Below are 21,331 nucleotides of genomic sequence, written 5' to 3'. Positions count from 1 at the left end.
TGCTCGCCACCACTGCCACCCCTATGCAGCGCAGCCATGGCTCGGCTTTCGCCAGCTTTCGCTGTCTGGATGGCCGTGCGCGGTTGTTGGATTTGGCGCAATCGGGTTCAGCCAAGGCGATGCTGCCGCGGGTTCCGGGGGTGCCAGAGGTGGTTTTTCTGAACACCTCAGGCGGGCTGACCGATGGCGATGCGCTGTCGTATCGGTTGGAACTCGGTGCGGACTGCAAGGTTACGGCTACGACGCAAACCGCCGAGCGGGTCTACGCCAGCCGAGGCGCTGCAGCGCGGGCTGTGGTTCAGATGCGGGTCGGTGCGGGTGGGCATCTCGATTGGCTGCCACAAGAGACCATTTTGTTTGAGGCGAGCCATTTGGCGCGAGACACTCAGGTCGATCTCGCGGCAGATGCGAGTTGCCTGCTGTCGGAAACCGTTATCCTTGGCCGTCACGCGATGGGCGAAGTTTTGGCCGATGCGCGCCTGACCGATGCGCGTATGGTGCGGCGAATGGGGCGTCCGGTTTGGGCGGAAACTATGCGGATTGACGCAGCAGTTTTAGCGGATGCCAGTGCCGCTTTGCTAGGCCAAGCGCGTGGTTTTGCGGTGATCGCGCTGATCGCCCAAGGGGCAGAGGATGCCTTGCCACGTCTGCGCGCCGCCCTTAACCACCCTGGCTGTGAGGCTGCTGCCTCGGCTTGGGACGGCAAATGTATCGCCCGAATTGTGGCCCGCGACGGCTGGCCTTTGAAGCAACAAATAGCCCAAGCGTTGGCGGCTTTGCGGCAAGGTCCGCTGCCCCGTGTTTGGCAGATGTAGGAGCATGCGATGAACCTGACCCCGCGAGAGCGTGAGAAACTGCTGATCTCGGTCGCCGCTATGGTGGCGCGCGGCCGTCTGGCGCGTGGTGTTAAGCTAAACCACCCGGAAGCCATCGCTTTGATCACCGATTTCGTCGTCGAAGGCGCGCGCGATGGCCGCACCGTCGCCGATCTGATGCAGGCCGGCGCGCATGTGATCACCGCCGAGCAGTGCATGGATGGCATCCCGACGATGATCCATTCGGTGCAGGTAGAGGCGACGTTTCCCGATGGCACCAAGCTGGTGACCGTGCATCATCCCATTCGCTAAGAGGTTCACATGAAACACCTGCTCACCGCTCTGCCTTTGCTGTTGATCCCCTCGGTGGCCTTGGCGCATCCGGGGCATGGTTATGGTCTTGAGGCGGGCTTCCTGCATCCGTTCACCGGAACCGATCACCTGTTGGCGATGATCGGCGTCGGGCTTTGGGCCGCGATCTTGGGCGGGCGGGCGCGTTGGGCGCTGCCTGCAGGCTTCCTTTCAGCGATGGCGCTGGGCGGTGCTTTTGCGATGAACCTCGGGCTCGGTGCGGTGGCGCAGGCGGTGGAGCCTGCGATTATCGCCTCGGTTATCCTTCTCGGTGCCGTGGTGGCGCTGGCCCTACGAGCGCCTCTGGCCTTAGCCTTGCCTTTGGTCGGGCTGTTCGGTCTGGCACATGGTGCGGCACACGGCACCGAAATGGTCGGCAACGGCATGGCGTTTGGCGCGGCGATGCTGACCGCGACCGCCCTATTGCACGGCGCGGGGCTGGCCTGGGGCCTGACGCTGAACGGCAAAATCGCTCGCGCTTTGGGTGGCGTGACTGCACTGGCGGGCCTCGCGCTCGCCTTCGCGTAAGGGGGCCGCGATGATACCCGGAGAAGTGTTCCCCGCCGAAGGTACCATTGAACTCAACGCAGGCCAGCCGAGCATCACCCTCATGGTCGCCAACACCGGGGACCGTCCCGTGCAGGTAGGCTCCCACTACCATTTCGCCGAAACCAACCCCGGCCTGTCGTTCGACCGCACCGCCGCACGCGGTATGCGCCTCGACATCGCCGCAGGCACCGCTGTCCGCTTCGAGCCCGGCCAATCCCGCGAAGTCCGCCTCACCCCCTACGGCGGCCTGCGCCGGGTGTTCGGCTTCAACGCCCAAGTGATGGGAGACCTCTGATGGCCACACGCATCGCCCGCGCCGATTATGCTGCCATGTATGGCCCGACCACCGGGGATCGCATCCGGCTGGGCGACACCGACCTAATCATCGAGGTCGAGCGCGATCTGACCACTTACGGCGAGGAGGTCAAGTTTGGCGGCGGCAAGGTGATCCGCGACGGCATGGGGCAAAGCCAGATCCCTCGGGCTGGCGGTGCGGTGGATACCGTGATCACCAACGCGCTGATCCTCGATCACTCTGGCATTTATAAAGCTGACGTTGGCCTGCGCGACGGCTTGATCCACAAGATCGGCAAGGCGGGCAACCCCGATACCCAGCCGAATGTCGATATCATCATCGGCCCATCGACCGAGATTATCGCGGGCGAAGGTCGCATCCTGACCCCCGGCGGCATGGACGCGCATATCCATTTCATCTGCCCACAGCAGGCCGAGGATGCGTTACATTCCGGCGTCACTACGCTGTTCGGCGGCGGCACTGGTCCGGCACATGGCACTCTGGCGACCACCTGCACCCCCGGCCCGTGGCATATCGGGCGGATGTTGCAAGCGTTGGATAGCATCCCGATGAACTTCGGGATTTCCGGCAAGGGCAACGCCTCACAACCCGCAGGTCTGATCGAAATGGTCAAGGCCGGAGCCTCCGCCTTGAAGCTGCACGAAGACTGGGGCACCACCCCTGCCGCCATTGATTGCTGCCTGTCGGTCGCAGACTATATGGACGTGCAGGTGATGATCCACACCGACACGCTGAACGAGTCTGGCTTTGTTGAGAACACCTTAGCCGCGATCAAGGGCCGCACCATCCACGCCTTTCACACCGAAGGCGCGGGCGGCGGTCATGCCCCAGATATCCTGCGCGTGGTCGGTTCGCCCAACATTATCCCGTCCTCGACCAACCCCACCATGCCCTACACCCGCAACACTGTGGAGGAGCATCTCGATATGCTGATGGTCTGCCATCACCTCGACAAATCCATCCCCGAGGATGTGGCGTTTGCCGAATCCCGCATCCGGCGTGAGACGATTGCCGCCGAAGATATCCTGCACGACATGGGCGCGCTGTCGATCCTGTCTTCGGACAGTCAGGCCATGGGCCGGATTGGCGAGGTGATTATCCGCACTTGGCAAACCGCGCATAAGATGAAGCTGCAACGCGGCAGGCTGTCGGATGAAACCGGGCAGAACGACAACATCCGCGCCCGCCGCTATGTCGCGAAATACACCATCAATCCGGCGATCACCCATGGGATTTCGGCCCATATCGGTTCGATCACCGAGGGCAAACGGGCGGATGTAGTGCTTTGGAATCCAGCGTTTTTCGGCGCAAAACCCGAGATGGTGCTGATGGGTGGCATGATCGTGGTGGCGCAGATGGGCGACCCGAACGGCTCAATCCCGGTGCAGCCGATGTATTCGCGGCCGATGTTCGGTGCTTTGGGCCGCGCGATGCACGCAAGCACCGCCACTTTCGTCAGCCAGGCGGCTTTGGCCGATGATGTTGGCGGCAAACTGGGGCTGGGCAAGAATATCCTCGCGGTGAAAAACACCCGCACGATTGGCAAAGCCGACATGATCCTGAACAACGCTTTGCCAAAGATCGAAGTTAACCCAGAGACCTATGAAGTCCGTGCCGATGGCGAACTGCTGACCTGCGAACCCGCCACCGAACTGCCGCTGGCGCAACGGTATTTCCTGTTCTGATGCCGAGGAGGTATGTCATTGCCGCAACGCAGCAATGTCCTTCGGGGTATTGTTTTGCTTGGCCACTGCCGCCAAGTTACACGCAGGGAGGAAACACTTGGATCACACCAGAGGTTTCCGATGGCACAGACATCAACGCTCACCGCATCCGCTCGCTCGCTGGGGCAAATGCTGGCCGCGCCCTTCGTAGGATTTGCAAAAATCATCGAGGTATTGTCCGAAGCGAGGCCGCGTATGCGGCAAATCGAGCTTCTCAGCGAGAAAACCGATGCGCAGCTTGCCGCAGTTGGCAAAACCCGAGACGGCGAATTGCGCCGCATCTTCGGCGCGCAGTTCTACATCTAAACGCCGGCGCCAAATCATCCCCAACAGGCGGGGTTCCCCCTGATGATCGCATTGCGTTGCGCGCGGCCGGTTTGCGGGCTAGCTTTTCGGCAATTCACCTTGGGGGAAGTGCCATGAAATTTGCCGCTCTGATTGCCCTGCTGCTGTCAGCCCTGCCCGCCCATGCCGAATGTGTGACGCCCGCAAGCCTCGCCAAGGGCGTGACCTTCACGCGCGAGGATGGCCGCCAAGGGCTAATCCGCACCGAAGGCAAACGCTTTACCATTGATTATGCTGTAAATTCCAGCACAGCTTGGCAGGATAAGCGCCAGTCGTGGCTGGGGATTTACGATGCCGAATGGACATGGGTGCCAACCGACACCTATCAGGCCGAGGATGGACCCGGCGGCACCTACAGCTTCAGATTCGCCACCCAACCCCCAATGCCGGCCGCCGGAACCACATGGGACACCACCGTCACACAGCGTGGCGATGCGGCGGTTCGGTTCAAACTTGGGCCCGTAGCGATCTCGCAACGCGACCGCACCAGCTACAGCGTCAACTACCGCTTCATGGCCGAAACCGCTGCGAAAATTTCCGGCTGCACCTATCGGGTGATGCCAGTCGAGGCGGTGTTTAAGAACAAAACCACCGATCTGACCCGGCGCTGGATTTACTTCCCCGACCTTGGTTTCGGTCTCGAAACCCAAGTGACCGACCGCCTCGGCGTGGGCAGCCGCGCGCTTGGCCTCACCTCCCTCACCCCGAAAGGCTAACCCATGCTCCCCGCCCGATCCCTGCTGCGAAATGCCTCTGCGGGCGCGATTGATCGGGTGATCCTGTCCTATGACGAGCGTTTCCTGCGCCGCAAACGCCTGACCGCCGAGAGTGGCGATAGCTTCATGGTTGATCTGCCCGAGACGATTTCGGTCGATGATGGCGATGCCTTTCTGCTGGACGATGGCCGCAAGGTCGCGGTGGTGGCAGCAGAGGAACCCGTGGTGCAGGTGACGGGCAATCTGGCGCGCCTCGCTTGGCATATCGGCAACCGCCACACGCCCTGTCAGGTGGCGGGCGACCATCTGGTGATCCGCCGCGATCCGGTGATTGAGTCGATGTTGAAGGGCCTTGGCGCAACCCTAACCCTGCAAATCGCCGCCTTCCGCCCCGAGGGTGGAGCCTACGGCCATGGCCGCACGATGGGCCACGACCACGGCCCCGCTGGCAATTTCGCGCTGAACTTCGGGGCTACGCATGGCTGACCCAACCGACCGCCTCCGCCTCGTGCAATGGCTTTCCCCCGCCTTCCCGATCGGAGCCTTCGCCTATTCCCAAGGGCTTGAGGTCGCCATCACCGACGGCGATATTCGCACGGCGGCCGACCTTGAGGCATGGATCGCGGCCATCCTGCGCCACGGCTCGGGCCGCATTGACGCCATCCTCCTCGCCCACGCCCGCAAATCTGATGCCGACCTCACCGCCCTCACCGACCTGATCCTAGCCCTCGCCCCCAGCGCCGAGCGTGTCACCGAACTGCAAGAACAAGGCCGCGCCTTCGCCCTCGCGATCAGCGCCATCACCAATACCGATCACCCCGCCCGCCCCTACCCCATCGCCGTCGGGGCCGCCACCGCCAGCCTGAACGTCAGCACCACCGAAGTCCTGACCCTGTGGCTGCAAGGGCTCGCCGTCCAACTGACCGCCGCCGCCGTCCGCTTCGTCCCCTTAGGCCAGACCGACGGCCAAAAGACCCTCGCCAACCTCGCCCCCCGCATCACCGCCTTAGCCGCCGAATACGCCGACGCCCCCCTCTCAGCGCTACATTCCAGCGCCATCCGGGCCGACATAGCCGCGATGCGGCACGAAACCCTCCCCGTGCGGATCTTCCGCACATGACCATCAAACCGCAGGATTTTCCGCATATGAGCAACCCCAACGGCCCCCTGCGCGTCGGCATCGGCGGCCCGGTTGGCGCTGGCAAAACCACCCTCACCGAGCACCTCTGCCGCGCGCTGGCCAAACGCTGCTCAATGGCGGCGATCACCAATGACATATACACCCGCGAGGATGCCGACTACCTGACCCGCGCCCAAGTCCTTCCCGCCAACCGCATCCGTGGCGTGGAAACCGGCGGCTGCCCGCATACCGCGATCCGCGAGGATGCCAGCATCAACCTCGCCGCCATCGCCGATCTGCGCCAGAATTTCCCCGACCTAGACCTGATCCTGATCGAATCCGGTGGCGATAATCTCGCCGCCACCTTCTCCCCCGAACTCGCCGATATCACCATCTACGTCATCGACACCGCCGCAGGGCAGGATATTCCGCGCAAACGCGGTCCCGGCCTGACCCGATCTGATCTGCTGGTCGTCAACAAAACCGACCTCGCGCCCTATGTCGGCGTCGATCTCACGCTGCTGGAATCCGACACCAAAGCCGCCCGCGCCCATCGCCCCTATGTGTTGGCACAACTGCGCAACGGCAAAGGCATCGACGACGTGGTGGCGTTTCTGGAACGCGAAGGTGGGCTGGTTCTAGGCGCCTTGCCGCCCCGGACTTGATCCGGGGCCTCCTGTTTCACGCGCGCACGAGGCCCCGGATCAAGTCCGGGGCGGCGTGGATATTGGAACAATGGGGATTCCCCTACCGCCCCGGCACCATCCGCGCCAGCACCGCATCCATCGCCTCATCCCAAGCCGCAAGCGCGCCGCGCTGATCCAGCACGCCCACCAACTGCTCGGTAATCCCACCCGGAGTTGTCACCCCCACCGCGATCTCGTCCAGCCCCGAATCGGATTGCAACAACACCTCGGCATTGCCCCGGAACGTCTCGGCCACCAAGCGCCGGGCGGTCACCGCGTCCAAGCGCTGCCGCTCATACCAGCGCGCCAGATGCCGCAGCAGGAAGACTGAAGCGCCCGACATTGCGCCAAAAACCGCCGCCGTCTCAAAGGCTTGCCGGTCCGCAAACCGATGCACCGGGCCGAGCAACGCCAGAAACGCCTCCCACTCCGCATCACCGGGATACAGCAACGATGGCCCAGCCGAGAACGCATTGGCGAACCCCGGCATCATCGCGCAAAACGCTTCAGCCGGGGCCACCGACGCGGTCAATGCCGCATAAGACACCCCCGCCATCGCCGAACATACCGATTGCCCATCGCGAAACTTCAATCCCTCCAGCAACGCAAGCCCAGTCGCCGCAGGCAGACAGACGAGCACCATATCGCATAGGTCGACCACCGCCTGATTGCTCTCCGCCACCGCACAGCGATGGCTTTCCGCCAGTTTGGCCGCCTTATCACCCGAGCGCGGGCTCAGCACAAACTCCACGCCCACCGCGCCACGCACCAGATATTCCGCCAGATGCCCGACGCCTAAGATACCGATCTTCATGGCATTTCCTCCAACACTTGCGCAATCGCCGCACTGGTCGCAGAAATATCCGCCTCGGTATGCACCACAGACGACAGCGAGTGCAGCGTCGCCGAGGGGTTCATGTAAATCCCCTTATCCATCAGCCGCAGCGCAAAATCCCTAAACTTCGCGCGATCGACATGGCCGCAGAAATCGCGGTAATCCGTCACCGCCTCCAGATCGGTGAAGAAAATCTGGAACATCGAGTTGACCCCCTGCACCACGATCTTGTGCCGATTGGAGTGTTTCGCGACCTTGCGCACCTCGTCTGCCATCGCCTTGCCGAGGTTCTTGATGCGCCGAAACCCGGCCTGATCATCCGCCAGCATGGTTTGCAGCATCACCTTGGTGACATGCAAAGCCAGCCGCCCGGCGTTATGCGTGCCAAAGTGCAGCACTTTCCCCCATTCGAGACCCGCCATCACATCGGCCCGCCCGCCGATCATCGCCATCGGCAGACCGCCTCCAAGCGCCTTGCCATAGGTCACCAGATCAGGCGTCAGCCCATACAGTTCCGCACAGCCACCCGCCGCGAGACGAAACCCCGTCACCGTCTCATCGAGATAAAACAGCGCGCCATACTGCTGGCACAGCTCCTGCATCCGCAGCAAATACCCCGGTTTCGGCGGGATCACCCCCATGTTCGACATGACACCTTCGGTGACAACGCAAGCCGCCTGCGCCCCATGCAAAGCCATGACCCGCTCCAACGCCCCGACATCATTCCAGCGGCAAACGATGGTATCCGCCTGCGCCTCCGCCGGAATGCCAGACGAGTCACAAATGCGTATCGGATCATTCGGATGCCCCAAAGCCGCCAGCGGCATCGGGTTGGTGTTCAGCAGGATATTATCCGCCCAGCCGTGATAATGCCCTTCAAACTTGATGATCTTGCGCCGCCCGGTATGGCCACGCGCCAGCCGAAAAGCCGCCATACAGGCTTCCGTCCCGGTATTGGCAAAGCGCACCTTATCGACATGCGGCAGCATACCGACGAGGATTTCAGCGACCTCAACCTCAACCTCCAAGGCGGTGGCGAAATGACTGCCCCGCATGATCTCGCGGGTAACAACCTCAACAATCGCCGGATGCGCATGGCCCAACGGCAAAGCGCCAAACGCCATCATCCAGTCGATATATTCGCGCCCATCGACATCATAAAGCCGCGCGCCCGCCCCGTGGCTCATATACCTTGGAGCCCCGCCAAACGTCGCAGGCCCACGCGAGGCCGAAGACACCCCCTCCACCAACACTTTCATGCCGCGCTCAAACAAACTCTGCGATGTATTGGCCATCTGCGATCCCCCGAAGTTGCAAGATTATCGCGCGTAATTGGCCTGCCACGCAACAGCTACGCCGACATGCGGCGGTTCATTCTGGCCATTAGTCGCCGTTGCGAAGGTCCACCCATTGCCCCAGCGTTAACCTCAAAACGCCGTTGCTTCCAACAAAACGCCCTTCCTAGCAATTTCACCTGTCCATAAATATCCCGGGATCCGGGGCAGCGCCCCGGCGCTATCCACCTGCGCCAAACGTTAAGAATGGATGAACGACCCCAGCCTAACCCCTTGATTTCCATAAGCCCAACCCTTGTCCGCGCGTGGCAACCCTACGGCATCACCTCAAACCGATCCACATCCACCATGCCATGATCGGTGATTTTCAGATGCGGGATGACGGGCAGGCACAGGAACGCCAGCTGCAAAAACGGCTCCTCCAGTGTCACCCCCAACGAGGCCGCAGCCGCCCGCAAGATCACCAAATCCGCCCGCACCTCCTCGAACGATTTCAGGCTCATCAACCCCGCCACGGGCAGCGCCAGTTCAGCCAAAACGCGGCCATTCTCGACGACCACAAACCCGCCCTCAATCTCACCCAGCCGCTGCACCGCCAGCGCCATATCGTCGTAATCCGCCCCCACCACTGCGATATTGTGGTGATCGTGGCAGACCGTCGAGCCAATCGCGCCGCGCTGCAAACCGAACCCCTTCACGAAGCCGGTGGCGCGGTTCCCATTCACCCCGTGCCGCTCAATGACCGCGATCTTCACCAGATCCCGCGCGATATCGGGCCGCTTGTCGCCATCTTCGGGGGCAATATCAAACGTCAGATGCTCGGTGATGATCTTGCCGGGCAGGATGCCAATGACCGGAGTTTCCACCCGATTACCGCCAGTCCGAAAATGATGCGCCTCAATCTTCGGCGCTTTCACCGAATGTCGCGCCACCGGAGCAATCTCCTCCCGCGCCGCAAACGCTGCCGCCGTAATCTCGACCCCGCCGGTAAACACCCGCGCCACTTGGCAGCTTTCCAGCGCATCAATCACCACAATATCCGCGCGCTTTCCCGGCGCAATCAAACCGCGATCTTTCAGCCCGAACGCCTCGGCCGCTGACAACGAAGCCGCCCGATACACCGCCAATGGCGGCGCGCCCAAAGCAATCGCGGTGCGGATGATATAATCAAGATGGCCATGCTCGCCAATATCCAGCGGATTGCGATCATCGGTGCAAAAGCACAGATAAGGCGCGTGCCGCTCGGTCAAGAGACCCACCAGCGCGTGCAGATCCTTGGAAACCGAGCCCTCGCGGATCAGCACCCGCATACCCTTACGCAGCTTTTCCAAACCCTCGTCATACGAGGTCGCCTCGTGCTCCGTCCTGATCCCCGCAGCGATATAGCCGTTCAGATCGTTGCCGCGCAGCAAGGGCGCGTGGCCGTCGATGTGGCGTCCTTTGAACGCCTCCAGCTTCGCCATACAGCCCGCGTCTTTATACAAAACGCCGGGGTAATTCATAAACTCGGCCAGCCCGATCACCCGCGGATGATGCATCAGCGGCACCAGGTCGGCAGCCTCTAGCCGCCCGCCAGTCGTCTCCATATGGGTCGAGGGCACGCAGGACGACAGGTTGACGCGAATGTCCATCAGGGTGCGCGAAGACGCCTCAAGGAAATAGTTGATCCCGGTCAGGCCGCAGACATTGGCGATCTCATGCGGATCGCAAATCGCCGTGGTCACGCCGTGCGGCGACACACAGCGGTCAAATTCGAAGGGCGTCACCAGCGAGGACTCGATGTGCAAATGCGTGTCGATAAACCCCGGCACCAAGATTTGCCCCGTCACGTCGATCTCAACCCGCCCGCTATAATCGCCGAACACGCCGACGATGCAATCGCCGCAAATTGCCACGTCCGAGGCCACCAATTCACCACTGATCAGATCATAGACGAGGCCGCCCTTCAGCACGATATCGGCTGGCACAATGCCGCGCCCCTGATCAATTCGGTCGGCGAGTGCTGCTTTCGGCATGGTAATCTCCTTTTGAATAGGGAACCTTAAGCCACAGGCTTCGTCCAGTGCGGATTTGCCGGAAAAGCCCAAAGCCCGAGGTTGTTATGAACCAGCCAGACCGTACCACAGGTCATCCTCCAGCCCGCCCGCTGCGTGGCATCGCGCTGAAGCTGGCCTCGGTGGTGGTGTTTATCGTGATGTCGTCGCTGATCAAAGTGACCGCGCAGGACGTGCCGCCGGGGCAGACGGTGTTCTTCCGGTCGTTGTTTGCGATGCCGGTGATCGTGGTCTGGCTGGCTGCGCGGCAGGAGCTCGCCACCGGGTTTCGCGCGCATAATCTGTTCGGACATTTCTGGCGCGGCTTGATGGGGACGATGGCGATGGGGCTTGGCTTTGCGGGCCTCGCCTATCTGCCGCTGCCCGAGGTGACGGCGATTGGCTATGCGTCGCCGCTGCTGGTGGTGGTGTTTGCGGCGATGTTTCTGGGTGAGGACGTGCGGCTGTTTCGCATCGCGTCGGTCGCTTTGGGGCTCGCCGGGGTCATGGTGGTTTTGTCGCCGCGCATGACGATTGTGTCGGGCGATGCGGCCTCTACCCGCGAGGCGTTCGGTGCGATGCTGGTGCTGTGCGGGGCGTTTTGTGCGGCTTTGGCACAGGTGTTTGTGCGCAAGCTGGTGCATAACGAAAAGACCGCCGCGATTGTGTTTTACTTCTCGCTGACCTCAACCTTGCTGTCGCTGACCACGCTGCCGTTTGGCTGGGTGGTGCCAACCACGACGCAGACGGCGCTGCTGGTGTCTTGCGGTTTGCTTGGCGGGGTCGGGCAGATTTTGCTGACCTCTAGCTACCGCGAGGCGGATGCTTCGCTGGTGGCACCCTTCGACTATGCCTCGATGCTGTTCGCGCTGCTGATCGGCTATTTTGCCTTTGATGAGGTGCCAACGCGCACCATGCTGATCGGCGCGGGGTTGGTGATCACGGCGGGTATTCTGATCATCTGGCGCGAGCGTAAACTGGGGTTGGAGCGTGCGAAAGGCCGCAAGGCGATGACGCCGCAGGGGTAGGTTTCGTTTTGAACGAACTGGTTAGCCCCAGCGCACCACATAATCCGCCGCCCGACTGTTTTGCGTCACCCTACGGATGTTAGGCATGTCATTGCTGTCAATCCACGCGCGCGCTTCGGCGGGGGTTTTGCCGTAATGCGCCCAACGAGCTTGCAGGCGACGATCGAGCTCATCCTCGGGCACGTCAATCCAGACGGTCAGATCGAATAGGGGGGCAGCTTCCGGCCACGGGGCTTCGTTCAGCAGCAGGTAATTGCCCTCGACCACCAACAAACGGTCAGCGGCGGTGACAATATCGGCCCCGGCGCGGCTGATTTCGAGATCACGGTCGAATAGCGGAATCGCGACCTCATCCTCGACCCGCAGGCGTTTTAGCAGGTGGAAAAAACCACGCACATCAAAGGTATCCGGCGCACCTTTGCGGGCGCGCGCGCCACGGGCGTTCAGCACCGCGTCGTCATAGTGAAAGCCATCCATCGGCACGGCTTTCGCACCCTGCCCCAAGGCAGCGACCAATTCGGCGGCCAAAGTCGATTTCCCCGCCCCGGGAGGGCCAGCAAGGGCGGTCAGAAACCGCCCTTTGCCAACAGCTTTCGCCCCAATAATTTCGGCAAGCTCAACCGGAGTCATACGGGCTCTGTCACGCCTTCGGGCAGTTTCGCCCCGGTCATAAACGCCACCGCATCCGACATTGAATAGTCGGTCGGCTTGATCTCACACAGACGTCGCCCAAGCCGGTGAATATGGATGCGGTCGGCGACCTCAAACACATGCGGCATGTTGTGGCTGATCAGGATGATCGGAATACCACGCGCCCGCACGTCGCGGATAAGCTCCAGCACGCGGCGGCTTTCCTTGACGCCCAGCGCCGCTGTCGGCTCGTCCAAAATCACCACCTTCGAGCCAAACGCCGCCGCGCGTGCCACCGCCACGCCCTGACGCTGGCCACCGGACAGAGTTTCCACCGTCTGATGGATATTCTGAATCGTCATCAGGCCAAGTTCCGACAGCTTATCGCGCGCGAATTGCTCCATCCGGGGGCGGTCCATCTGGCGCAGCACCGATCCCATGAAGCCCGGCTTACGCCATTCGCGACCCAGAAACATATTGTCTGCAATCGACAAGGCCGGCGACATCGCGAGGTTCTGATAAACCGTCTCAATGCCTTCGGCACGCGCATCTTCTGGCCCACGAAAGTTCACCACCCGACCATCAAGTTCAATCGTGCCGTGGTCGGGCATCACAGCCCCCGACAAAGCCTTGATCAGCGTCGACTTACCCGCACCATTATCGCCGATAACCGCGACAATCTCACCCTCGTTCAGGTCGAAATCCGCGCCATTCATGGCGACAACCGTGCCATAGCGTTTCATCAAACCGCGTGCGCGCAGAATAGGAGTACCCGTGGTCATTGCGAAGCCCTCCGCAGCCATTGATCCAGTGCGACGGCGATGATCACAAGGCAACCTGCCGCGAACATCTGCCAGTAGTCGTCAACTCCGGCCAGCGACAGGCCGGTGTTGAACACGCCCACAATGAACGCCCCCAAGACCGAGCCGATGATCGAACCACGCCCGCCAAACAGCGACGTTCCGCCAATCACAACAGCGGTAATCGAGCCCAAGTTGACCGTCTCAAACGCGATGGGAGAAATCGAACCCACCCTGCCGATCGCGATCCATGCTGCAAAGCCGCAGATCAGGCCCGCCACGGCATAGACCGAAATCAGAGTGCGGCTGACGTTGATACCGGACAACATTGCGGCATCCGGGTCATCGCCAATCGCATGGACATGACGGCCCCACGCGGTCTGGTTCAGCACATACCACAGCGCCGCCGCCAATAAAATCAAGGCAATGCCGCCGTAGGAAATCGATGCACCACTGACGTTAAAGCCCTTGCCGAACCAAAGCAGACCCGACGCGGTTTTCTCAATATCAACGTTGCGGATGGATTCCGACTGCGAATACCACAGTTTCAATGCGTTAAAAATCGACAAGGTGCCAAGCGTCACGATGAACGGCGGCAACTTGACCTTTGCCACCAGCACGCCGTTCACAAAGCCCATCAAGCCGCCAAAGAACATGCCGACCAGCACGGCAATCCCGACCGGAAGCCCGGTGACAACAGCCAAATTGCCCATGATCAGCGAACAGACCACAAGGATCGCGCCGACCGATAGATCAATGCCTGCGGTCAGGATGATCAGCGTCTGCGCCAAAGCGACAAAGCCCGTCACCGTCACCTGTTTCAGCACAATAGACAAAGCGCCCACGCCGAGAAAACGCGGCGCGATGATGCTAAAACCGATCACCGAGATCAACAGCACAAGCGCCGGAATCATCGTTGGATAGCTGCGTAGATAGCCGCGCAGCACCGGAATGAATGATTTATCGTCCCGCTCAAAGGCCGCGACCGCCGTATCGGCTTTGGTCAGCGTGGCTTCAAAGTCGGAGATGCTTTTGGTTGGTGTATGATCTGCGCTCATCGCTTCGGCTTCCCTTCCGATGATGACCCCCGAAACCGCAAAGGTCTCGCTTAAGCAGAGGGGCGCGCTGTGAAGCCGCCCCTCATTGTCACGCCAAGCCATGATCTGGCTTAGTTATCAAAGCTTAGCCCCAGCAAAGCTCTGTGCCTTTGGTGCTGTCGATCGACTCGACACCATCAACAGGTTTGTCGGTGACAAGGTTGACGCCTGTGTTGAAGAACGTCAGGCCATCGGTCGCAGCAGGCTTGGTGCCGTCTTTGGCAAAAGCCGCGATAGCCTCAATGCCTTTCGATGCCATCAGCAGCGGGTATTGCTGCGAAGTCGCACCGATGGTTCCCGCTTTAACCGAAGCAATGCCCGGGCAACCGCCATCAACCGAAACGATGATCGCTTGGTTTTCTTTGCCAGCGTTTTTCAGCGCTTGGTAAGCGCCTTCAGCCGTTGGCTCGTTGATGGTGTATACCACGTTAATATCCGGGTCTTTGGCCAGCAAAGTCTCCATCCCGCGCAGACCGCCCTCAGGGCTTGCATCGGTGGATTCGTGGCCGATAACGCGCGGATCGGTTTCCGAGCTCATCACGGTCAGATCAGGCACGTCAACGCCAAAGCCTTTCAAGAAGCCGGTATCGCGCTGCACATCGACCGAGACGTTGTCTTTGTTGATGTCGAGCATAGCGATCTTCGCGGTAGCAGCGCCGTCGCCCATCGTGGCTTTGGCCCATTGACCGATCAGCAAACCAGCCTGGAAGTTGTCAGTGGCAAACGTCATGTCTTGCGCATCAGCGTCACCCAAGGCGGTGTCGAGTGCGATAACCAGCACGCCAGCGGCGCGGGCATCTTTCAAAGCCGGGCCAACCGAGTCGTTCGAAGCGGTGATCAAGATACCCTTCGCACCAGCCGCCACGCAGTTTTCAATAGCGTTGATCTGCGTCGCAGAATCGCCATCTTTTTCGCCCGCAAAGGCTTGGAAATCCAGACCAGCGGCCTTGGCAGCAGCCTCTGCGCCTTCCTTCATTTTGACGAAGAACGGATTTGTGTTGTTCTTGGTGATCAGGCAAGCCAGATCAGCAGCCGAAGCAGAGCCTGCCATCAATGCGATGGCGGCTGCACTAAGCAGCGCTTTGGTGGAAAGTTTCATTGGTCGTCCTCCCAAGGATTTTAAGGGGTTTGCCCCCCACTAGAAATCTGTTCGCCGTGCTATCCTCCCCGGCGACAAATTCAGATGAACCGATTCCCTCCGTTGCGTCAAGTTAAATAAATCAGAGTGATTTATTATTGACAGCCCGACCGTCTCCCCGCAGTCTGCCCTCGGAGCAGGGGGCTACTCGCACACGGAATCGCCCCGCCAATCGCACAAAGGGCCCTCGGATTATGCTTATTGGTATCTCACCGTTGCTTGGCCCTGACCTGCTGCACATCTTGCGCTCGATGGGGCATGGCGATGAAATTGCGTTGGTCGATGGCAATTATCCTGCCGCCGAACACGGCCGCCGCTTGATCCGCGCCGACGGCATTCAACTCATGCCAATGCTGCGCGCCATACTGAAACTGCTACCGGTAGAAGCCGCTTTTCGCGCCAGTCTGAACAATGATCCCGAGCAGCGCGGCGTTATTCATCACGCGTTGGATGACCTTTGCCATACCTGTGGCCAGCGTTTCGTCCTAACGCCGCTGGCAGGCGATCAGCTTTATCCCCGCGTCAAGGCGGCCTATGCGATTGTTGCCACCTCTGAACCTGAACACTTCGCCAATATCATTCTGCGCAAAGCCGCTTTGCCAGTATCCGCAATAGAATAGGTCCATATATGCCCTCGGGCGCAGATATCCTTCCTGATCGGCAAAGCGACGACCTTGGTCTGCGCGGCTCGAACCAATCGGGAATGCGCGACCATAATGAGCGGTTGGTGCTGTCTTTGGTGCGCCAGCAGGGTGGGCTGGCGAAGTCAGACATCGCGCGGATTACCGGGCTTTCGGCACAAACCGTATCGGTGATCATGCGGGCGCTGGAACGAGACGGGCTGTTGCTGCGCGGCGAGCCGGTGCGCGGTCGCATCGGCCAGCCCTCGGTGCCGATGTTCCTGAACCCCGAGGGCGCGTTCTTTTTAGGGCTTAAGATCGGGCGGCGCTCGGCTGATCTGACGCTGGTGGATTTCATGGGCCGGGTGCGCGCCACCAAACGGCAGGTCTATCGCTACCCCTCGCCCAGCGCCGTGGTGGCGTTTGTGGCCGACAGTATGCCAGAGATCATGGCAACCCTGACCGCCGCCGAGCGTCCCCGCATCAGCGGCATGGGTGTGGCGATGCCGTTCCAGCTGTGGTCATGGGTGCAACTGATCGGCGCGCCGCTTGCAGATATGGAGGCGTGGCGTCACGCCGATATTCAGGCGGAACTCGCCGCCGTGACGCATCTGCCGGTTTATGTGCAAAACGACGCCACCTCGGCTTGCGGCGCGGAACTGGTGTTTGGCACCGGGGATCGTCCGAAAGATTTTATGTATTTTTACTTCGGTTATTTCGTCGGCGGCGGCTTGGTGCTGAACGGCCAGCTTTTCTTGGGTCGTTCCGGCAATGCCGCCGGTGTTGGCCCGATGCCGGTGCCGGGGCGCGATGGCAAGATGGATCGGCTGATTTCAGCGGCGTCAATGTCCACCCTTGCCGCAGCGATGGAGGCTGCAGGCGAATCCTCGGATCATCTGTTCCAGCAGCACGAGCATTGGAATGTATCGCCGCAAATTCTGTCAGACTGGCTGGATCAGGCTGCGAACGGCCTCGCTTGGGCAGCCCTGACCGCCGCCTCGCTGCTGGAAATTGAGGCGGTGATGATCGACGGCTGGATGCCTACGCAAATCCGCGCCGAAATCACCCGCCGCACCCACGCCGCCTTGCACGCGCTGGATCTCGACGGCATAGACCCGCCCGCAATCCGCGAAGGCAGCTTAGGTGCGCAAGCTCGCGCCTTGGGTGCCGCAGCTATCCCGCTCTCGCAGCGCTATCTGATCGACCAAAACGCAGCGGGGCGTGAGGGTTAGCCGCAGATGCAGCGCATTTAACTAAAATTGTCGCTGCTGATGCCCAGCTTTGCTGCTCGCCCAGCCAAACCGCCCCGCTAAACCCCCTCACTTATCTAAGATCATCATCCTCTGCGCTCAAATATCCCGCGGCGGAGGCTTGATTTGCCCTTCGCAAATCGAGCCATGGGGGTGTGAAACGCCCGCACTCCGCCTGCCGAAAGCAATGACCAAACCCCTCACAATCACCCCGCAAACCATCAATAACCCGCTTTGATCTTGATCCCCCGGCCAAAGCCTTTATCTTCAATGCAGATAGAGCGGCCTGCCTACGGTCATCCTCTCTGCTCAAATATCCCACGGGGGAGGCTTGATTTGCCCTTCGCAAATCGAGCCGTGGGGGTGTGAAACCCCCTTCCGCCGCTCAAGCAAACCGCGGTTTGCCCGTCCAACGCCAAAGGGGCAAACCGATGTCGCTTGCCTTGATCGCCGCACTACCCTTCCTCGGGGCATTGACCCCAGCGATCACCCAGCGTTTCGGCCGCTCGATTTCCACTCTCACCGTCGCGCTATTCACCGCCCTCGCCCTTGCTCTGATTCTGCAACACCTGCCCGCGATCATGGTCGGAGACACCATCACCACCCAGATCAACTGGCTTCCCAGCCTCGGCCTCAACGCCAATTTCCGCCTCGATGGCCTTAGCTTGCTGTTCGCCATACTGATCCTCGGCATCGGCCTGCTCATCCAAGCCTACGCTTGCTTCTATCTCGACCCGTCAGAACCCTACGCCCGCTTCCTCACCTACCTGATGCTGTTCCAAGGCGCGATGCTGGGGATTGTTCTCTGCGATAACATCCTGCTTTTACTGATTTTCTGGGAGCTCACATCCCTAAGCTCTTTCCTGCTGATCGGGTTTTGGAGCCACCTGCCGGAAGCCCGCCAAGGTGCGCGAATGGCCCTCGCCACCACGGGCGGAGGCGGCCTTGCGATGATCGCGGGCTTGTTGATATTGGGTCAAATCGCGGGCGGTTACGACCTCTCAACGATCCTGAGCCAAAAAGCCGCCATCCAAGCCAGCCCGCTATATCTGCCCGCGCTGATCCTGATCCTGCTCGGCGCTTTCACCAAATCGGCGCAGTTTCCGTTCCATTTCTGGCTACCGCACGCGATGGCCGCCCCCACGCCAGTCTCGGCCTACCTCCACTCGGCAACCATGGTCAAAGCTGGCCTGTTCCTGCTCGCCCGCCTCTGGCCAGTGCTGTCCGGCACGCCGGAATGGTTCTGGATCGTCACCTGCGCTGGTCTGATCACTATGGCCTTCGCCGCCAAGGTCGCATTTTACAAAGACGATTTAAAAGCCATCCTCGCCTATTCCACCGTCAGCCATCTGGGCCTGATCACCTTCCTGCTCGGCCTTGGCACCAAAGCCGCAGCCACCGCCGCGATCTTTCACATCATCTGCCACGCCACCTTCAAAGCCGCGCTGTTCATGCTGGCGGGCATTGTCGAGCACGCTACTCACACCCGCGACATTCGCGCATTGGGCGGCCTCAGCCGTGCCATGCCGATCACCTTCGGACTTGCGACAATCGCCACTCTTTCGATGGCAGGCATACCGCCGCTGAACGGCTTTTTGTCCAAAGAGATGATGCTAGAGGAAGCCGCCCACTCCGCCCCATTGATCATTCCGATCCTTGCCACCCTCGCCGCCCTGCTATCCGTCGCCTATTCGCTGCGCTTTCTGACCTTCACCTTTCTCGGCCCCACGCCCGCCTTCACCCACGCCCCCCACGACCCCATCCCCGGCCTGTGGCTGCCGCCCGCCATCCTGGCCGGCCTCGTTATAGCCATCGGCCTCGCCCCAATGTCGCTCACCGCATGGTTGGTAGATGCCGCCGCTTCTGCCACCACGGGTCAGCCGATCCACACCCACATCGCTCTCTGGCACGGCTTGGAATCCCCCGCGCTTTGGATGTCGCTGGCGGCCGTCGGTGGCGGTATAGCTTTGCTTGGGCTATTTCCCCACCTGCGCCAAAGTTGGGATGCGAGCCCGAAGCCACAAGCCAAAACGATCTTCGATATCTGCCTTGAAGGCGTCACGCGCGGTTCCGAAATCCTCACCACATGGCTGCACAACGGCAGCCTGTCGCGCGGTCTCGCCATCGCCCTGCTGACCATCCTTGCCGTTGGTTCTTACGCCTTTCAAACCGCGCAAAGCGTGCCCGGCAGTCGTGCGCTGACCCGCATCGAACTCGCCCCCGCCGCAGGTTTCGCCCTGTTGGTCGCGGCCGCCCTTGCCGCAGCCGCCTTGCACCGACAGCGCCTGCTCGCCCTGTTACTGGTCGGGATCATCGGCCTGATCCTATCGGCGGGCTTTGCTTACCTTTCCGCCCCAGACCTTGCGCTGACCCAAATCACGGTCGAAGTTGTCACCGTCGCACTGATGCTGTTGGCGCTGAACTTCCTGCCGAAAACTGCACCCAATGAAAGCCCGCCCCTGCGCAGGCTTCGCGACGCCGCACTCGCCGTGACGGCGGGCATCGCCACCGCAGCCCTCGCCTACGCTTTAATGACGCGCGCGCCAATGTTTCCACCGATCTCCGGTTTTCACCTCGCGCAATCGCTGCCCGGAGCCGGGGGCCACAATGCCGTCAACACCATCATTGTGGACTTTCGGGGCTACGACACCTTTGGCGAAATCATTGTCCTCGGCATCGCAGCACTGCTGATATTTGCATTGGCCGAAAGCCTGCTTGCGACCAAATGGTCGATCCGTCCCCGGCCCCACAAGGGCGATCTTGGCGATCCGCATCCAATCATGCTGCAAACCGCCACGCGTCTGATGCTACCGATGGCAATGCTGGTCGGCACCTACCTTTTCCTACGCGGTCACAATCAACCCGGCGGCGGCTTTGTCGCGGGCCTCGTTTTCGCCATCGGCTTCGTCACGCAGTATGTTGCCAGTGGCCAAGATTGGGCCTCCTCCCGCCGACGCATCCCTTATCATGCGCTGATTGGTGGCGGAGTGCTGATCGCGAGCGCCACCGGAATTGGTTCGTTCTTCGCTGGCCGCCCGTTCCTGACCTCTAACTTCACCCACCTTCATTTGCCGCCGCTGCAGGATTTTGAACTCGCGACCGCCGCGCTTTTTGACCTTGGCGTGTTCTTCTGTGTGGTGGGTGCGGTGATGTTGACGCTCGACTCGGTTGCGCGGTTGGCACAGCCACAGCCGGCGAAGGAGTAGCGCGTATGGAAATGCTTATTGCCATCGCCATTGGCACGCTGACGGCCAGCGGGCTTTATTTGATGCTTCGCGCTCGCACATTTCCGGTAATCCTTGGGCTGTCGCTGCTATCCTATGCGGTCAATCTGTTTTTGTTCGTCTCTGGGCGTATCCTGCTGAACGCTCCGCCAATACTGGGTGATGCCACCGAATACACCGACCCGCTGCCGCAAGCCCTGGTGCTGACCGCCATCGTGATTTCCTTCGCAATGACGGCCGTGTTGGTGATTATGGCACTCGGCGCATACTTGGTTTCCGGCCACGACCGCATTGATACCGAGGATCAGCCATGAGCCAACTGCTGATCCTGCCGATCATCCTGCCTGCCCTGCTTGCCGGACTGATCGTACTATGCGCCCGCAACGCCCTGAACGTGCAGCGCGCCGTCTCGCTCCTTGGCACAATTGCCTTGCTGGCCCTCGCCATCCACTTGACCCAAGCCCCAACCCAAGCCTATTTCCTAGGTCATTGGCCCGCCCCATTCGGCATCGTGCTGGTGCTCGACGGCCTGTCGGCACTGATGCTGCTGCTGACCGCCGCACTGGCGCTCATTGTCCTGATCCACACCATCATGACCGGCTGGGATACCAAAGGCCGCCACTTCCACGCGCTTTACCTGTTTCAGTTGATGGGACTTAACGGCGCATTCCTGACCGGAGACGCCTTCAACCTGTTCGTGTTTTTTGAGGTGCTGTTGATCGCCTCTTACGGCCTGATGGTGCATGGCGGCGGTGAGGC

General features: G+C 61.0%; 22 protein-coding genes and 1 pseudogene. 16 read left to right on the top strand and 7 right to left on the bottom strand.

The genetic code is table 11. The features are described 5' to 3' along the window. The 10 genes from JWS10_RS11875 to ureG all read left to right on the top strand — a co-directional run. A partial coding sequence (locus tag JWS10_RS11875; protein ID WP_299507655.1) for an urease accessory protein UreD occupies positions 1–815 on the top strand: 815 nt, incomplete at its 5' end. A 9-nt stretch (positions 816–824) separates the two neighbouring features. Beyond that, complete coding sequence (locus JWS10_RS11870; RefSeq protein WP_299507652.1) at positions 825–1,127, top strand: urease subunit gamma; 303 nt, start codon at positions 825–827, stop codon at positions 1,125–1,127. Positions 1,128–1,136: 9 nt separating this feature from the next. Then, the gene (locus JWS10_RS11865; RefSeq protein WP_299507649.1) at positions 1,137–1,694 is read left to right on the top strand and encodes a HupE/UreJ family protein; all 558 of its coding nucleotides are present in this window, start codon (positions 1,137–1,139) and stop codon (positions 1,692–1,694) included. A gap of 10 nt (positions 1,695–1,704) precedes the next feature. Next, entirely contained in the window at positions 1,705–2,010 is a 306-nt protein-coding gene (locus JWS10_RS11860) for an urease subunit beta (RefSeq protein WP_299507646.1), read from the top strand. Continuing rightward, positions 2,010–3,716 (top strand): urease subunit alpha, encoded by a 1,707-nt coding sequence (ureC, locus tag JWS10_RS11855; protein WP_299507643.1) that lies wholly within the window; start codon positions 2,010–2,012, stop codon positions 3,714–3,716. Before JWS10_RS11860 ends, ureC begins: the two co-directional genes overlap by 1 nt. Before the next feature lie 120 nt (positions 3,717–3,836). Then, a complete protein-coding gene (locus JWS10_RS11850) occupies positions 3,837–4,061 on the top strand; it encodes a hypothetical protein (RefSeq protein ID WP_299507641.1) in 225 nt (74 codons plus the stop codon). A gap of 113 nt (positions 4,062–4,174) precedes the next feature. Continuing rightward, positions 4,175–4,816 (top strand): hypothetical protein, encoded by a 642-nt coding sequence (locus tag JWS10_RS11845; RefSeq protein WP_299507639.1) that lies wholly within the window; start codon positions 4,175–4,177, stop codon positions 4,814–4,816. A gap of 3 nt (positions 4,817–4,819) precedes the next feature. Further along, complete coding sequence (locus JWS10_RS11840) at positions 4,820–5,302, top strand: urease accessory protein UreE (RefSeq protein ID WP_299507637.1); 483 nt, start codon at positions 4,820–4,822, stop codon at positions 5,300–5,302. Beyond that, positions 5,295–5,936 (top strand): urease accessory UreF family protein, encoded by a 642-nt coding sequence (locus tag JWS10_RS11835; protein WP_299507635.1) that lies wholly within the window; start codon positions 5,295–5,297, stop codon positions 5,934–5,936. Before JWS10_RS11840 ends, JWS10_RS11835 begins: the two co-directional genes overlap by 8 nt. Before the next feature lie 26 nt (positions 5,937–5,962). After that, positions 5,963–6,601: an urease accessory protein UreG gene (gene ureG, locus JWS10_RS11830; protein ID WP_299507657.1), complete on the top strand. Its 639-nt coding sequence runs from the start codon at positions 5,963–5,965 to the stop codon at positions 6,599–6,601. An 82-nt stretch (positions 6,602–6,683) separates the two neighbouring features. Here the strand turns inward: ureG and JWS10_RS11825 are convergent, their stop codons facing one another. The 3 genes from JWS10_RS11825 to ade form a co-directional block, all read right to left on the bottom strand. Then, positions 6,684–7,436 carry a pyrroline-5-carboxylate reductase dimerization domain-containing protein gene (locus JWS10_RS11825; protein WP_299507633.1) on the bottom strand — a complete coding sequence of 251 codons (753 nt, stop codon included), beginning with the start codon at positions 7,434–7,436 and terminating at the stop codon, positions 6,684–6,686. Beyond that, on the bottom strand, positions 7,433–8,752 hold the full coding sequence (locus JWS10_RS11820) for an aspartate aminotransferase family protein (protein ID WP_299507631.1): 1,320 nt from the start codon (positions 8,750–8,752) through the stop codon (positions 7,433–7,435). The genes JWS10_RS11825 and JWS10_RS11820 overlap by 4 nt, the downstream gene beginning before the upstream one ends. 314 nt (positions 8,753–9,066) lie before the next feature. Then, positions 9,067–10,767, bottom strand: coding sequence for an adenine deaminase (ade, locus tag JWS10_RS11815; RefSeq protein ID WP_299507628.1), 1,701 nt, complete (start codon positions 10,765–10,767; stop codon positions 9,067–9,069). Positions 10,768–10,853: 86 nt separating this feature from the next. Between ade and JWS10_RS11810 the strand changes: the two genes are divergently transcribed. Then, on the top strand, positions 10,854–11,813 hold the full coding sequence (locus JWS10_RS11810; protein ID WP_299507625.1) for a DMT family transporter: 960 nt from the start codon (positions 10,854–10,856) through the stop codon (positions 11,811–11,813). 21 nt (positions 11,814–11,834) lie between these two features. On the opposite strand, the gene JWS10_RS11805 is transcribed toward JWS10_RS11810, so the two are convergent. The 4 genes from JWS10_RS11805 to JWS10_RS11790 form a co-directional block, all read right to left on the bottom strand. Next, on the bottom strand, positions 11,835–12,443 hold the full coding sequence (locus JWS10_RS11805) for a nucleoside triphosphate hydrolase (RefSeq protein WP_299507622.1): 609 nt from the start codon (positions 12,441–12,443) through the stop codon (positions 11,835–11,837). Continuing rightward, a complete protein-coding gene (locus JWS10_RS11800) occupies positions 12,440–13,225 on the bottom strand; it encodes an ATP-binding cassette domain-containing protein (protein ID WP_299507619.1) in 786 nt (261 codons plus the stop codon). The genes JWS10_RS11805 and JWS10_RS11800 overlap by 4 nt, the downstream gene beginning before the upstream one ends. Further along, complete coding sequence (locus JWS10_RS11795; protein ID WP_299507617.1) at positions 13,222–14,301, bottom strand: ABC transporter permease; 1,080 nt, start codon at positions 14,299–14,301, stop codon at positions 13,222–13,224. Before JWS10_RS11795 ends, JWS10_RS11800 begins: the two co-directional genes overlap by 4 nt. 124 nt (positions 14,302–14,425) lie before the next feature. After that, entirely contained in the window at positions 14,426–15,439 is a 1,014-nt protein-coding gene (locus JWS10_RS11790) for a substrate-binding domain-containing protein (RefSeq protein WP_299507614.1), read from the bottom strand. 233 nt (positions 15,440–15,672) lie between these two features. On the opposite strand from JWS10_RS11790, the gene JWS10_RS11785 reads away from it, so the two are divergent. From JWS10_RS11785 to JWS10_RS11765, 5 genes and pseudogenes are all read left to right on the top strand, one after another. Further along, positions 15,673–16,098, top strand: a complete 426-nt coding sequence (locus JWS10_RS11785) for an RbsD/FucU domain-containing protein (protein WP_299507612.1) — start codon at positions 15,673–15,675, stop codon at positions 16,096–16,098. Positions 16,099–16,106: 8 nt separating this feature from the next. Continuing rightward, the gene (locus JWS10_RS11780) at positions 16,107–17,330 is read left to right on the top strand and encodes an ROK family transcriptional regulator (RefSeq protein WP_299507610.1); all 1,224 of its coding nucleotides are present in this window, start codon (positions 16,107–16,109) and stop codon (positions 17,328–17,330) included. 449 nt (positions 17,331–17,779) lie between these two features. Then, positions 17,780–20,554, top strand: coding sequence for a monovalent cation/H+ antiporter subunit A (locus tag JWS10_RS11775; RefSeq protein ID WP_299507608.1), 2,775 nt, complete (start codon positions 17,780–17,782; stop codon positions 20,552–20,554). A 5-nt stretch (positions 20,555–20,559) separates the two neighbouring features. Continuing rightward, a complete protein-coding gene (locus JWS10_RS11770; RefSeq protein WP_299475656.1) occupies positions 20,560–20,886 on the top strand; it encodes a Na+/H+ antiporter subunit C in 327 nt (108 codons plus the stop codon). Beyond that, positions 20,883–21,331, top strand: a pseudogene (locus JWS10_RS11765) (monovalent cation/H+ antiporter subunit D); the annotation flags it as partial. The gene JWS10_RS11770 and the pseudogene JWS10_RS11765, both read left to right, overlap by 4 nt.

It is taken from the genome of Cypionkella sp. (assembly GCF_028290025.1).
In the GTDB taxonomy this organism is placed as follows: Bacteria; Pseudomonadota; Alphaproteobacteria; order Rhodobacterales; family Rhodobacteraceae; genus Cypionkella.
The sequence above is the reverse complement of the archived record's forward strand: the minus strand, read 5'-3'. Positions and strand labels throughout refer to the sequence as shown.

Bases quoted from the DNA above. Each gene is read 5' to 3' on its own strand.
- JWS10_RS11780 (WP_299507610.1), top strand. From the start codon at position 16,107: ATGCCCTCGGGCGCAGATATCCTTCCTGATCGGCAAAGCGACGACCTT.
- JWS10_RS11800 (WP_299507619.1), bottom strand. From the start codon at position 13,225: ATGACCACGGGTACTCCTATTCTGCGCGCACGCGGTTTGATGAAACGC.
- ureG (WP_299507657.1), top strand. From the start codon at position 5,963: ATGAGCAACCCCAACGGCCCCCTGCGCGTCGGCATCGGCGGCCCGGTT.
- JWS10_RS11810 (WP_299507625.1), top strand. From the start codon at position 10,854: ATGAACCAGCCAGACCGTACCACAGGTCATCCTCCAGCCCGCCCGCTG.
- JWS10_RS11825 (WP_299507633.1), bottom strand. From the start codon at position 7,436: ATGAAGATCGGTATCTTAGGCGTCGGGCATCTGGCGGAATATCTGGTG.
- ureC (WP_299507643.1), top strand. From the start codon at position 2,010: ATGGCCACACGCATCGCCCGCGCCGATTATGCTGCCATGTATGGCCCG.
- JWS10_RS11835 (WP_299507635.1), top strand. From the start codon at position 5,295: ATGGCTGACCCAACCGACCGCCTCCGCCTCGTGCAATGGCTTTCCCCC.
- JWS10_RS11860 (WP_299507646.1), top strand. From the start codon at position 1,705: ATGATACCCGGAGAAGTGTTCCCCGCCGAAGGTACCATTGAACTCAAC.
- JWS10_RS11785 (WP_299507612.1), top strand. From the start codon at position 15,673: ATGCTTATTGGTATCTCACCGTTGCTTGGCCCTGACCTGCTGCACATC.
- JWS10_RS11770 (WP_299475656.1), top strand. From the start codon at position 20,560: ATGGAAATGCTTATTGCCATCGCCATTGGCACGCTGACGGCCAGCGGG.
- JWS10_RS11790 (WP_299507614.1), bottom strand. From the start codon at position 15,439: ATGAAACTTTCCACCAAAGCGCTGCTTAGTGCAGCCGCCATCGCATTG.
- JWS10_RS11870 (WP_299507652.1), top strand. From the start codon at position 825: ATGAACCTGACCCCGCGAGAGCGTGAGAAACTGCTGATCTCGGTCGCC.
- JWS10_RS11775 (WP_299507608.1), top strand. From the start codon at position 17,780: ATGTCGCTTGCCTTGATCGCCGCACTACCCTTCCTCGGGGCATTGACC.
- JWS10_RS11840 (WP_299507637.1), top strand. From the start codon at position 4,820: ATGCTCCCCGCCCGATCCCTGCTGCGAAATGCCTCTGCGGGCGCGATT.
- JWS10_RS11845 (WP_299507639.1), top strand. From the start codon at position 4,175: ATGAAATTTGCCGCTCTGATTGCCCTGCTGCTGTCAGCCCTGCCCGCC.
- JWS10_RS11795 (WP_299507617.1), bottom strand. From the start codon at position 14,301: ATGAGCGCAGATCATACACCAACCAAAAGCATCTCCGACTTTGAAGCC.
- JWS10_RS11850 (WP_299507641.1), top strand. From the start codon at position 3,837: ATGGCACAGACATCAACGCTCACCGCATCCGCTCGCTCGCTGGGGCAA.
- JWS10_RS11865 (WP_299507649.1), top strand. From the start codon at position 1,137: ATGAAACACCTGCTCACCGCTCTGCCTTTGCTGTTGATCCCCTCGGTG.
- JWS10_RS11805 (WP_299507622.1), bottom strand. From the start codon at position 12,443: ATGACTCCGGTTGAGCTTGCCGAAATTATTGGGGCGAAAGCTGTTGGC.
- ade (WP_299507628.1), bottom strand. From the start codon at position 10,767: ATGCCGAAAGCAGCACTCGCCGACCGAATTGATCAGGGGCGCGGCATT.
- JWS10_RS11820 (WP_299507631.1), bottom strand. From the start codon at position 8,752: ATGGCCAATACATCGCAGAGTTTGTTTGAGCGCGGCATGAAAGTGTTG.